The following is a 13,706-nucleotide window of genomic DNA, read 5'->3' as shown; positions in this document are numbered from 1 at the left end:
TACGTGTCACACATACTTATTCCAAAAAAATCCACCGATTCAATTACTTGAACCAGTGGATTTTCTTATTTAAATTTTAGTCTTATTCAAAGCTAACTCCCTGAACAACTTTGATCCACTCATTATTGCCAACGTGATAATAAATATTACCAGCGTCGTCTTGAGCACGATAATCTGCCTTCCATGAAGTATTCTTGGCTAATGAATAATCTGAAATTAATTGACCATTTTGATTGTAGAGACTGTAATACGAACTGCTTGCATCCAAGTTAACGATTCCGTCAACCTTTGTCAGATTCGATAAAGCATCGATTGAACCAGTCTGCTTGAAGTAAACATCGTTAACGTTGACCCATTCTCCGGTGGCAACACGATATTGTTCAACGCCTTCGTGATTTGTCCGGTACCAATCGGTTATCCAAGCCGTGTTCTTAGCTAGACCGCGATTAGTGATTTGGTCATTTTCGTGATTGTTTAATGCATAATTGTCTTGAGTTGTCTTGGTTGTAACAACTCCGTTGATTCTTGTGTACGTCCAATCACCTGAAGAAGCATCTTTAAAGATAACATCGTTGGCATTGACCCATTCACCGGTGGCAACACGATATTGTTCGACGCCTTCGTGATTTGTCCGATACCAATCGGTTACCCAGGCGGTGTCTTCAGCTAAACCACGATTACCAATTTGGTCGTTTTCATGATTGTCCAATGCATAATTATCTTGGGTTGTCTTGGTTGTAACAACACCAGCTACTGGAGTATAAGTCCAATCATCGTCACCAGTGTTTGGTTCACCAAGGATAACATCTTCAGCGTCAATCCATTCTCCTGTTGCGACACGATATTGTGTGACACCTTCTTTGTTAGTCCGATACATATCAACTTTCCAAGAAGTGTTCTCAGCCAATTTCCGATTTGAAATTGAATCATTATCATCATTATTTAAAGTGTAATATGGTTGATTGCTCTTAGTTGTAATTACTCCAGACATATCTAAATAAGTCCAATCATCATTAACATTAGAACCAGATCCGCCAGTAGACTCTGATTCTACAACAATAGGTTGTGCAAGGGTGACCATCACACCATAGTTAATCAAATAGTCAGTACCTTCGTCACCATCAAATTCGTAATAACTTGATGGATCATTCTTGAGTACTGGATTAATCTTTAGAAAAAAAGTAATACTTCTATAATAGGTGCCCGGCGTACCTTTAATAGTTGAACCTAATGATTTTTCACTATTATTATTGATAGCATCTGAAGCATTAGCAAAATACTCGTCACCAACTGTGGTCTGTTCACCATAAATAATTGAATTGTTGCCGTCAGTAATACTACTATCAATCGTTAAATCATTGTCACCCATATCAATTGAGCTAACAGAATCGCCCTTCTTGCCATAAACAGTGGTAATTTGTTCATTTACTGGTGCTACGACACTAATTTTTTGGAGATACATTGGAGTATTATCATTAAGGAGTTTAACAAATTTATCATCATTATCAAAATTATAATCTGGTTGATTATGTGCTAATTCAAATCCAATTATACGATAATATATCTCACCAAATTTTGTATTATTATAGCCTACCGGTAAACTTATATCAGGATTACCTTCTGCATCTGCTGGAAAATACAATATATCACTACCGCTTGAACCCAAATCACTCGAATTAATAAGTCGTGCTGAACCATCTAAAGGTTCTTGGTTCGATTGTGAAATTAATTTAAAGCCACTGATATCTTTACTTATATCTGAAAACTTTGTTCCAGGATAAACTTTCAAATCAGGCACTGTTGCTTTAACACTATCTTCAACTGTAATCTCTTGAACAAAAGTAATCGTATTATTTTCTTCATCTTTAATATAATTGGATATAGTACTTACACTTGGTTCAAACACATAATTATTAACATCATCATTTTTATCCACTTTAAAAGTTATAGTTCGATAATAAAGAACACCGGATTTAAAAGTATCACTTGATAAATGTGGATTTTCACCCGTTAAGGCATCTTGTAGATTATTATAAATATTTACTCCAATAGTACTGCTGATTGTATAATATGGCTTATTATTCTCGTCAGTTAATTGAGCTACTCCATTTAAAAGGATCCAATCAGTACTATCAGCAACCATGGTGTATCCCTTCTGAGCTACTACTGGAGCAATATTAACTCTAATCTTAATGGGAGAGATATTAACTTTTTGAATATAAGTTACAGTATTATTTTTTCTATCCAATTTATAAGATGAACTATCGTTCCCAAATGTATGAGTATCAATTGCACCATCCGTTAAATAAAATTCAATTGTCCGTAAGTAATTACCTGCTTTTATAAAGTTACCGTTTTCATCTAGTACATTCTGTGTAGCTTGTTCAGAATCATTATCCCAAACTTTAGAATTCAAATCAGAAACATATTCTGAATCATTATTATACTTTTCAGAATCATATTCATAATAATTCGTGCCAAAACTTATGCCAAAATAATCACCCTTGCTATTATCTACCAAGGAAGACCCATTAGCGTCTTTCAAAGTATTATCATTTTCTGTTCCATTATCACCAGTAGCTTCATTTGAATTTGATGAAGAATTAAGAGACAGCGTAGGGGTTTCGATATTCTTGTCAACTGAACCCTTTACATCAACTTCTTGCATAAAGGTGACGGTATTTTCAGTTTCATCGATTGGTTCTTGTGAAAAATCTAAGTCAGATACATTAGGCAAGGTAAAAGTTACTTTTCGATAATAAATACCAGACTTATTAAATTTCGAATCATTTTCAACATCTGTATCTTCTATTTTTCCAGATGAATCAGTGTAATATTTATGACCATAGGTAGTTTGAATTATACCTAAATCATTACCAGAACTTTCAATTAAAGAAGCTCCATTACTTGCACCATCAGAAGAATCGCCAACATTTACAGATTGCTTTTCCATTTCAGGACTAACATAATATGGAACGCTTACTTGACGAACTACTGTCAGCCAACCATTATTGACTACGAAATCAGTTCCTTCAACAGCTTTCTTACTATTTACACCATCTGTTATTTTTGTATCGTATGTGGGAACACTTCTCTTAGTATTAGTATCTTCTCCTCCAGAAATCATAGCTGAGAGAGCTGTATCACTGCCCTCAGCAATTTTTTTTAAATTATATGACACTGTTTGATAATAGGTTCCTGATTTAGCAATCTTGCCGTCTGAATCAATCGCTTTAGTATCACCTTGATTTGAAGCAGTGGGACTAATTCCCTCCTGTTTTACATAATTAATTGCATCATCCTTACTATCAAACAAGCTCTTACCATAAGCTGGCAATACGCCTTTATTACCATCCTTATTAGCGTCATCGGTAATTGAAAGAGAGTCACCATTGCGAGAACTACTATCAACTGGATTTCCAACATGGTTTGAACTATTTTTTTGCGTAATATCAAATTTATTTTGGCTAATAGTAAAAGTAATATCGGTCAAGTCTGAATCTAATCGTGTTAGCGTTGATGGATTATAGCGTGACTCTTTAGGGTCGGTAGATAACTGGACAGTAAGATGTAGAGGAAACGGTATCGTACCATTAGTAAAGCTAGTAATTGCATTATCATAATCAGTTACATCTCTTAATTGAACTTGATCTCCATTAGCATCCGTAATTTTAATATCAGCAAGGACATCATGGAAATAATAATTCGTATCATTATATTCAGTAACAAATTCCTTTTCAAAAGGATTTATACTTTGCTCACTTTTTAAAAGTTTAACAAAACTATCGTCTTGAAAATCTTTAAATTCTGCAGGATTTTGAGGGTCAAAATAAGAATAGTGATTATATTTCTCGTATTCGTCTTTATTTCCTCCTAAAATATCCAACATGGTTTGGCTAGAAATATACTGATTAACAAATTGGTTTTTAAAAGCAGTAAAATACGCTTGCGTAAAATTATCATCAGAGTTAATAACGACACCGTCATTAATTTCACCATAAAGCTTATTAGGATCATAGGTCGTTGCTGTGGCCTGTATTTGTGTAGGATTATTTATCATAGGGACAATTACAGGCGCACCAGCGACCAAAAGAGCCACTGCAACTGCACTCCCTATATATTTTGTTTTCTTATTCATAAATTGTCCCCTCCCCCATTATTAATCATTTTAAGTTTAACACCTTTATAAATATATTTTTATTCAATTTATCAATAATACTAATAAAATGTTGAAGTATTTTTTACAAAAAAAGATAGTTTAATATCCATTTTCAGGAAATTAAACTATCTTAATTTTTTAATTCAATTTATCTTTAAAATCTCTCACAAGATAACTTATTTTACATATTCCAAATAAACAATTTCATTAACTTTCTTGACTGAATTTAAACTCAATTCTTTAAACTTTACTGCATCAGAAAATAGTGGAATACCTTTACCCAAAACAACGGGTACCACTCCAATATGATAAATATCAATTAAATCAGCGTTGACTAATGGAGCAATGACATTACTGCCACCAATTATCCAGATATCACGCTTTGAGGATTCTTCTTTGAGGTTTTGAATAACTTCAGCCACTTTCCCATTAATAAAATGGATATTATCGGCATCGTCTAAGGGATGAGTTGTCATGACATAGTTTTCATAATCGGCATAGGGATAATTATTTGGGGACATATCATTAACGATTTGATTATAGGTGTGACGTCCCATCACAACTGTATCAACGCGTTTGGCAAATTTTTCATATTCTTTGTCAGCAGAATCGCCATTGGTGAAATCTGAATTCCACAAGAAGTCGATATTACCGCCGGCGTCTGCAATATAACCGTCTAATGTTTGAGTAACGAATAAGATAACTTTACGTGTCATTTGTCTATCCCCCATTTCGTTTCGCCTAATTATATAACCATTAATATTGAAACAGCTACTATAAATCTTCCAACATCCCTATTAATGTACAGAAAGTATTTTATTAATAGTTATTAATTATTAGTGAAGTGAATCGTTGGTGAAATACCCAGATCATCTGCTTGGTATTGAATGTACTTCTTAACCTTTGCTTGATTATCCTGATTATCTTCTTTGAGTCTGATTAAGACAATTGTTTTATCGCTGCCATTTTTTTCAACTAATTGTCCAATATAAATTTTATCTATTATATCAGGATATTTTTTATTCAATCGTTGCTTGAGTTTTAATAAAGTCTTATCGCTGGTATCCGAGGCATCGCTTGAAATACTGCTGGAACTTTCCTGACTGACATACTTCTTAAAGGCACTGACACTTAAATAATTACCCTTTGATATTTGTTGTAATTGTAATTTGTAATCGCCTAATTTATATTCAGGTAGTTTTTTATCCAAAGCTTTTATTTCTGAATTTTTAATATCGCTACCGATTACTGTCAATTTGATTTTTTTACCTGAAATTTCTTTATTAACGACGTAAACTTCCGGTAATTCATTATCTACAAAACTAGTAACTTGTGCCTCATTATATGTTTCTTTAACCAAGTTTGAAGCAGACACCAAACTAGGAATGGCAATAATAACGACAGCAGCAATGATAAACAGCTGATTTTTCCAAGGAATTGCCACTTTTTTCTTTCTAAAATTAAAGATAAGTGTTCCTAACATTGTTGCTAGAGCAATAAAGAAGGTATTGATCAAGAACAAGTAGCCGGCGCTCAGCACAATAGTCCACTTAAACTGGCTCATCCCATATCCGACAGTTGCTAGTGGTGGTATCAAAGCGGTTGCAATCGCTACTCCGGGCAAAATGTTTCCAGGATCTTTTTTGGCTGAACCGATAATTCCGGCAACACCACCAAAGAAGGCCACTAGAACATCCCAAATTGCCGGTTGCGTCCGCGCTATGATTTGACTGCTGGCGTCTTTAATTGGCGACAACGAAAAGTAAATTGCGGAGGCTATCAAAGCCACGACGACTTCTATTAAATAAACAGTAAAGGCCTTTTCAATCAACTTTGAATCACGAATGCCGAAACCATAGCCCATACCAATGATTGGATCAATAATGGGTGAAATCAACATAGCTCCAATAATAACAGCAACCGAATCCATGTTTAACCCAACGCTGGCAATGATCGTAGCACAAAATAGGACCGCAAAGTTGAGCCAAGTAAGATTTAAACCCTGCCGGACGTTTCGGTCAATAATATCAGATTTTAATAATTCCTCACTATCATTATCCATCGTATAACTCTCCTAAATACTAGTTAGTTATATTTTACAACTTAACTAGATTATTTATTAGTTAAGAGCCTTTAATGTGGGCAACAAAAAAGCTCTGCAAGTATTTAAAATTGCAGAGTTAGTATCATTCTTTAGTTTCATCGTTTATATTGCTATTTTGGTCAAAACGTGGTTAGCAATCTTGGCATTCATATTATCTAGCTGGATAGTGAACTCCATTTCTTTGTTCAACCCATTCATTGGTTGCTACACGATAATATGTATTGCCCTCATAATCTTTAGCTGTTTTATCGACTTTCCAATCAGTATTTTCAGCTAAAGCACGATTATTAATTCTACGACCATTCTCATTAAAGAGCGTGTAATTTTGGTTTGTATCATCTAAGTGAAGAATTCCCCTGTTCATTTGAATATCATGCAAAAACAGTGGAATTGGATAATGAACTCCGTCAACTTGCTTGACCCATTCATTAGTCCCTACACGATAATACGTATTGCCCTTATTATCATTCGCTATTTCATCTACTGCCCAATAAGTGTTCCTATCTAATGCACGATTATTAATTTCATTACCATTATTATCATAAAGTCTATAATCAGAGCTAGTTTTGTCAACGTACAAAACACCATCATCATTTTTAACATCAGTGATGGAAGACTCTAAAGTAACGTAATTTGCATTGATCCATTCACCATCAGCAATATGATATTGCTTATTACCATACTGATCAACACGTACCTTATCAACCTTTAAACTAGTATTTGCGTCAATCATAGGATTATTAATGACCTGGTCATCATCATTGTTCAATGTATATTTTGGCTGGTCATTTTTGGTTCTTACAACATCATTAACGTCAGATGTCTTCCAATTAGATGCAGTACTTGAATTGGAGCTAGAATCTGGCAATACTGTTACCTTTTGATAATAAGTAACAGTATTAGCATCATAATCTACTTTTGCATTTTGACCAAAGTCATAATTATAAACCGAATATCCATCATTTAATGTATATTTCAACTCTCGATAATAACTTCCGGGATTATCCAAGGCGTCAGTAACTTTTTTAGCATCCGCATTACTAAGCGGATTACTGTCATAATAATCACTTTGCGTTGGAGCAGCAGCTATTTCATCATTAACATTTTTCAATACATCTTTAGAAACGTCTAATTTTTTATTTTTGTCACTACTATCAACATTTATTGAAACTGGGGTGATTGGATCCGATGGCGTATCAGAACCAGTAACCACGATTTTACGAACAGTCGTAAGTGTCTCAGCATTCTTATTAAATACATAATCTGTTCCCTCAGTCGCAGGTGAACCATTAATCGTCGTATCATATAACAATATTTGTGTATCGGTCAGTGGATCGTGGCCATTCTTGGAAAACATATATCCAATAGCCTGATCCCCATTGAGTTGATAAGAATTGGTATCATTGCCATTTTCATCTTTAACTTTATCGCCAGTATTAGAATAACCATCCGACAATTTATAAGATACCACTTGGTAATAAGTACCAGGCTTTTCAATAGTGGCGTCTGTTCCATCACTATTTATTTTCAATTCATTACTATTGATATTACCCTTACTCAAATTGGTAGGGTCAAAATTATTACTTTTAGCATAACTGATAGCATCTTTCTGTGTTGTAAATATGCCTCCATAATGAGGTGTTTCCATCTTATCCAAGTAATTATTCACAATATCACTGTCATTTGAATAATTATCCGTAACAGCTAATTTATCATTTTTAGTAATGGTGGAAAGTTTGTCTCCAACATGAATTGAATTTGGATTCTTATCTTCAGTTATATCCATCGTACTAGGATTAATTGTGAATGATTTTGTTAAATATTTTGCATCAACATTCTTCAAATCTGGAGCATTTTCACTTCCATCTGATGCAACCACATGCATTGTAACTCTCAATGGAAATGAAATACTACCACTTTGCAGTCCACTAACATCAATATTATTCTTATTTTCTCCATCCAATTGATAAATAAATTTCTCAATATCATTTTCACTATCTAATGTAGCAGGCGTCCACTTACCATTTTTTTGATATTCAATAGACATATACGCAAAAACATCATTGTTATAATATTGCTTTTGGTTACTAGAATCCTTAAAATAGGTTCTACCTGTGCCATTTTTTTCTACAATATTACTGTCTTTTAAAGCAGATACTCCGACATCATTCTGCATATCATAAATATGTTGTGGTTTAGTTTTACTAAAGTATGGATATCCAGCTCCAGTTGTGCCACCAAATGCATGATCTGTATTATTTGCTATATCTTGAAGTACAGTGGTTAAACTTTTAGTACTAGCTACATAACGATTATCAAATTGATCCATGAATTTAGAAATCATATATTCAGATGAACCTGGAACGTTAGGATCTGAATCCATGTTTGATTTATCATCAGCATCCAATCTTTGTTGCGTTTGACTATCAGCCGCTTGAACACTAATAGCACCAGTATCAGAAGTAACAATGGGAACTGCAACTGGTGCAATTGCTAAAAGCGTTAAAGCTATTGCACTACTAAAATATTTAAAATTTCTTTTCATGACTGGTTCCCCCTTCAGTCATCTTCAGCATAACACTTAATAATTTTTTACATCACATTTTATACTTTACACATTCAAAAGATATAAATTAATTAATAACATCAATTTCATAATCTGCGTATAAAAATAAGGCCTAGAGAATTTCTAGGTCTTATTTTCCATTTATAATTCTATTCTTTAGTTACATCATTAACGCTAACGAACATATTAGTAGCAACACGATAGTACAAAGCATTGTTAGAACCGAGATAAGCAAGCCGATCGACTTTCCAAGCTGTGTTCTTAGCAAAGGCCCGGTTAGTAATCTGTTTATCTTCACTGTTTCTAATAGAAGTTAATTTATTTTTAGTATCAACAGTAAGTTTCTCTGGTTCATATACATAAACTGTACCAGCTTTGACCCATTCGTTATTGCCAACACGATAATATCTTTCGCCATTATTTTCAAGATATGCATTGCTCTTCCAGTCAGTAGCTGGACTCAAAGCATGGTTAGTAATCTTGGAAAATGTAGAACCATCTAATTTATAAAGCGTGACGTCACCCTTGTCAACATAGGTTGATACTAATTGTGACTTATCAGTAACTTTTGACTTTGAAGTAGTCGCATTATTTGAGCCTGATGAGGCGACATTTTTAGTATAGGTAATAGGATTATCCTTACTATTATCTTCGACTGTCATTGTTCCATCGCTAGCAACATCAACCGTCAGATTCTTTTTATCAGGTGTATAGCCGGCAACTTCAGGGACCGTAATTGAGACTGTATTAACTTTTCCTGATTCCATACTCATGTTACCTTGAACTTCTACTGACTTTTCACCTAAATTTGTCTGTAACGTTACCATCTTTGTAACTTCTACATTATCCCAATTGAGGTCTTTATTATCACTTGTATAATTCATTGTAACTTCAAGAGGTGATTTAGAAAATTTTGCTGCATCTTGAATAGCAATGTAAGTATCCTCTTTTTTCAAAGCAAAGAACTCAAAACTAATAATATCTGAGAGACTAGGATTTTTTTCACTAGTGTCGATTCCAGTACCACTTATACTGAATGCACTAGTGACAGTTCCCAGCTTAGTCTTTATTTCATCATCCAGTTTAATTTTATCACCGAATTCGCTTTCAGGTGATTTAGGATTTTTCAAGGTTACTTCGCCATCCATTAAATCAACCATTGGTTCCTTAAACTCTGCAGTGGAATATAGCTTCCCATCAACAGTATAATTTTCAGTAATATCAACGTATTCTCTTGGGACCGAAACTTGCAAATTATTAAAATCAATTTTATCTAAAGATTCTGGACCCGTAACAGCAAAACCATCGCTTTCTAAACCACTGAAATCATAACCAACAAATTCATCCACAGAATCAACATCAAGTCCCGTTAATATTTGATTCACGGGTGTGTTTGCGACAAGCCCTTTAATATGATAAGTCTCTGTATATATTAATTTTTTTGATGTGGCATAAAAAAAATTGATATGTGTAAAATATCCCAAAGTTACTTCAACATATGCATTATCGTCTGTCGTCACCAAATCTCCGGATTTATCTTTTTTTAATGTAATGGCATCTTCATTGGAAGAAACATTATCATTAGAACTTTTATCTGTTTCCGGTTTAACAATTGTAAGATAAAACGTATTACCGTCACTATCATTCAAGGTTTGTTGGCTTTTAAAATCCACAACAATTTCATCACCAGTTTTTAAGTTATCTAATTGACTCAACTGGTTTTGAGAAAGAGTATCCGAGTCAAAAGATGTGACAATTTTACCACCATAAACTCCAGGTAATTCCAATTTATTAGTAGTTTTATCAAAAGTGATTTTTGTAGACAAATTATCATCTGAATCACTTTCGGTAGCTGCTTGAACATTAAGACGACTGAATCCTAAGACAAGAATAAAACTAATCATTGCCATCAAAAAAATCACAAATATTCGTTTAAAATTAAATAAAAGTTTATTTCCCCTCATATCATTCACTCCTATCTTCTTATAAAAATAGAAATATCTGCTTCAGCATTCTATTGTATATCCATTTTGTATAAACATGTATAGAAAAAAGTCTTATAAATAACCATTTTATATAATTTTATTTTGTGCAGGATGATTTTTTATATTCAGTCATGATTCATTTTTGAATTAATTTTATAAATATCAATTTTTGGCACCAAAAAAATAGCTCCTGGTAATCAAAGTACAATTACCAGGAGCTATTTACCTTAATATTAGAAAGCTGACCATGTTATGTCCAGTTCCCTACTTTTTATTTATAATTCTATTCTTTAGTTACATCGTTAACGCTAACGAACATATTAGTAGCTACACGATAATAAGGTGTGTCATTTGAACCAAGATAAGCAATCCGATCAACCTTCCAAGCTGTGTTCTTAGCTAAGGCCCGGTTAGTAATTTGTTTATCTTCACTATTTCTAATAGAAGTTTCTTGGTTCTTCGTATCAACAGTTATGCTGTCTGGTTCATAAACATAAACTGTATCAGCTTTAACCCATTCGTTATTGGCAACACGATAATATGTCTCGCCATCAATTTCAACGTATGCATTGCTCTTCCAATCAGATGCTGGACTCAAAGCACGGTTAGTAACTTTGGAAAAAGCATTATCCTCTAATTTATAAAGTGTGACGTCACCCTTGTCAACATTGATTGATACCAATTGTGACTTATCAACAATATTTGAATCTGAGGAACCTGATTGTGTAACTGAATTGCCTGATGTATCGGTACCAGTTGAACTTGATGAAGTATCATCCTTGGTATAAGTAATAGGATTATCATCGCTATTATCTTCAACTGTCATACTTCCGTCATTAGCAATATCAACTTTAACAGTACTTTTATCTGGTGTATATCCAGAAACTTCTGGAACATCAACACTTACTGTTGAATTTGTATCTCCTCTAACTGTAACGGTTTTATCGCCTTTGTTAGTCTTTAAGGTTACTTCGCTAACGGCTTCTGGAGTCCATGTGGCATCGTCATTGCTTGTAAGATAGTAAAGATAGACATCTACTTGACCAGTTCCATTAGCAAAACCTTCCATTCCTATTGAATCTGATTTCATCTTATCAAGAATATAACTGCTAAATATATGAGAAAGACTATAATTCGTATCGGAATCAGGTATTTCTAATCTACCATTAATTCCATGACTATTAGTAGTTTCAACAGAAAGAACTTCATGAAAAGTTAAATCGGTTAAATTAGTATCATTCTCTGGATTTTTAACGTCATCCACATCAGAAGATAATTTAGATTCATCTTCCAAGGTCGACACTGAAACATCATGTCTAGCTATTGAATACATTTTTTCATTAACATAAACATACTCTACAAGGGTTATCGGTGACAAACTATCTGAATCTGTATCATCAGTCGTAGCAGCTTGAACATTGAGCCAACTAAATCCTAAAACAAAAGTCAAGCCCATTACGGCCATCAAAATTATTAATAATATCTGTCTAAAATTTAATAAAAGCCTATTTCTCCTCAATTTCATCACTCCTATCCTTCTGTAATAAAAATAGAGATACGCTTTTAACGACTTCATTATATAAACGTTTTAATTATTTTTATAAGTAAAAGGGCTTGAAAAAGTCATTTTTTAATAGTTTATTTTATAAAGGATGATTATAATTTTTGAAAAGAAAATGTTTGTTTTATGATTTATTTGAATGTTATTGATAAAAATCTTAATCTAAAATTCAATCCTTAATTAATGTATTGAATTCAGGATAATGTTATAAAAGCTACAATATCAATGTTAAAGTAACCTTAAGATGCTACTAAATAATCTAAAAAAATATATAAATTTAACATAAAAAAAGGCAAAACCCAATTAAGGATTTTGCCTTTTATTCGAAAATATTTTAATAATTGATCATCTTAGTTCCAGCGTTGTCTCCATAGACAATCTCTTGAACATTCTTGGCAATTTCAGCGATTCTTGGAAAACCACTCAAATTGCTTTGGTTATGACCATTAGTCATGATTACCAGAATATATCTTTGTCCATTTGGCAAGGTCACGATTCCGGCATCATTATTAGTATCATCTAAGAATCCGACTTTATCTTGAACGGTCGTTCCAGATTTTGCCTCTTGGGCTCCAGTTGGAATACCTGTCCGATAGATTTGTTTACCCATTAAATTCAAGATTTTACTACGGTCGCTACTATTTTGGAAAGCACCGGTTCCTTCTTCCAGATCTTCTAACAGTAGTTGCAGACTGTAACTTGTCGTTTGTGCAGCCTGGCCTTCTGTAAAGACCGATGGATACCAACCCTGACTCTTAACGAATTTACTGATGGTATCAGCTCCATACTTATTAATCTGCTCTTCAGAAAAATCATTCTCACTGTTTACTATCATTCTGTTAAAACTGTCGGTATTTTGCGTGTTCCAACTAAATTTCCCTTTCAATTTTTGATTCATTAGAAAGGCGGTCAAATATAATTTATAAGTGCTGGCAGCTGTTCTGACTGTATGTGCGTCAGATTCCACTTGCAAATCACCCTTTTGATAAAGTTGATCGGTTTTGGAATTGCTGCTATTCTCAGCACCTAAATTGTAAAAACTAACACTGGCTGTGCCATCTTCAGTCACACTGTTCAAATAGCTAGTCAGATTATGCTTGATGATCTTTTGTTTTTTCTTAATAGCTTGCTCTGTTTTGCTCTGCTTTTTCGAATTACTGTCACTATCCGCTAAAGCATATGAATTGTTAAAGTAATAACCCAATCCAACCATTACTAGACAAACTAATACAAATATCCTCAAATATCTTCTGGTTCTTCTTTTTTGAACTCTTATGAGATTACCTCATTCCAATAATTAATTAAGTAATCTCATTATACGAGCATTTCAA

General features: G+C 33.5%; 7 protein-coding genes. All 7 read right to left on the bottom strand.

The features are described from left to right. Positions 1 to 82: 82 nt before the first annotated feature. On the bottom strand, positions 83 to 4,138 hold the full coding sequence (locus FHL05_RS05940; RefSeq protein WP_153522259.1) for a hypothetical protein: 4,056 nt from the start codon (positions 4,136 to 4,138) through the stop codon (positions 83 to 85). 197 nt (positions 4,139 to 4,335) lie between these two features. Continuing rightward, positions 4,336 to 4,875, bottom strand: coding sequence for a dihydrofolate reductase family protein (locus FHL05_RS05935; RefSeq protein ID WP_153385587.1), 540 nt, complete (start codon positions 4,873 to 4,875; stop codon positions 4,336 to 4,338). A 113-nt stretch (positions 4,876 to 4,988) separates the two neighbouring features. Beyond that, positions 4,989 to 6,221: a DUF389 domain-containing protein gene (locus FHL05_RS05930; protein ID WP_153522257.1), complete on the bottom strand. Its 1,233-nt coding sequence runs from the start codon at positions 6,219 to 6,221 to the stop codon at positions 4,989 to 4,991. 193 nt (positions 6,222 to 6,414) lie between these two features. Continuing rightward, the gene (locus FHL05_RS05925; RefSeq protein ID WP_153384750.1) at positions 6,415 to 8,808 is read right to left on the bottom strand and encodes an SLAP domain-containing protein; all 2,394 of its coding nucleotides are present in this window, start codon (positions 8,806 to 8,808) and stop codon (positions 6,415 to 6,417) included. A gap of 170 nt (positions 8,809 to 8,978) precedes the next feature. After that, entirely contained in the window at positions 8,979 to 10,793 is a 1,815-nt protein-coding gene (locus tag FHL05_RS05920) for a hypothetical protein (RefSeq protein WP_153522255.1), read from the bottom strand. A gap of 304 nt (positions 10,794 to 11,097) precedes the next feature. After that, positions 11,098 to 12,333, bottom strand: a complete 1,236-nt coding sequence (locus FHL05_RS05915) for an SLAP domain-containing protein (protein WP_153522253.1) — start codon at positions 12,331 to 12,333, stop codon at positions 11,098 to 11,100. Between the two features lie 376 nt (positions 12,334 to 12,709). Beyond that, the gene (locus tag FHL05_RS05910; RefSeq protein WP_238706876.1) at positions 12,710 to 13,618 is read right to left on the bottom strand and encodes a serine hydrolase; all 909 of its coding nucleotides are present in this window, start codon (positions 13,616 to 13,618) and stop codon (positions 12,710 to 12,712) included. Positions 13,619 to 13,706 lie beyond the last annotated feature (88 nt).

This window comes from Companilactobacillus halodurans (assembly GCF_009600995.1).
Lineage (GTDB): Bacteria > Bacillota > Bacilli > Lactobacillales > Lactobacillaceae > Companilactobacillus > Companilactobacillus halodurans.
Note: the sequence above shows the minus strand (reverse complement) of the source record. Positions and strands in the feature narration are given on the sequence as shown.

Coding starts and splice junctions, on each gene's coding strand:
- FHL05_RS05930 (WP_153522257.1), bottom strand. CDS start 6,221: ATGGATAATGATAGTGAGGAATTATTAAAATCTGATATTATTGACCGA.
- FHL05_RS05940 (WP_153522259.1), bottom strand. CDS start 4,138: ATGAATAAGAAAACAAAATATATAGGGAGTGCAGTTGCAGTGGCTCTT.
- FHL05_RS05925 (WP_153384750.1), bottom strand. CDS start 8,808: ATGAAAAGAAATTTTAAATATTTTAGTAGTGCAATAGCTTTAACGCTT.
- FHL05_RS05935 (WP_153385587.1), bottom strand. CDS start 4,875: ATGACACGTAAAGTTATCTTATTCGTTACTCAAACATTAGACGGTTAT.
- FHL05_RS05920 (WP_153522255.1), bottom strand. CDS start 10,793: ATGAGGGGAAATAAACTTTTATTTAATTTTAAACGAATATTTGTGATT.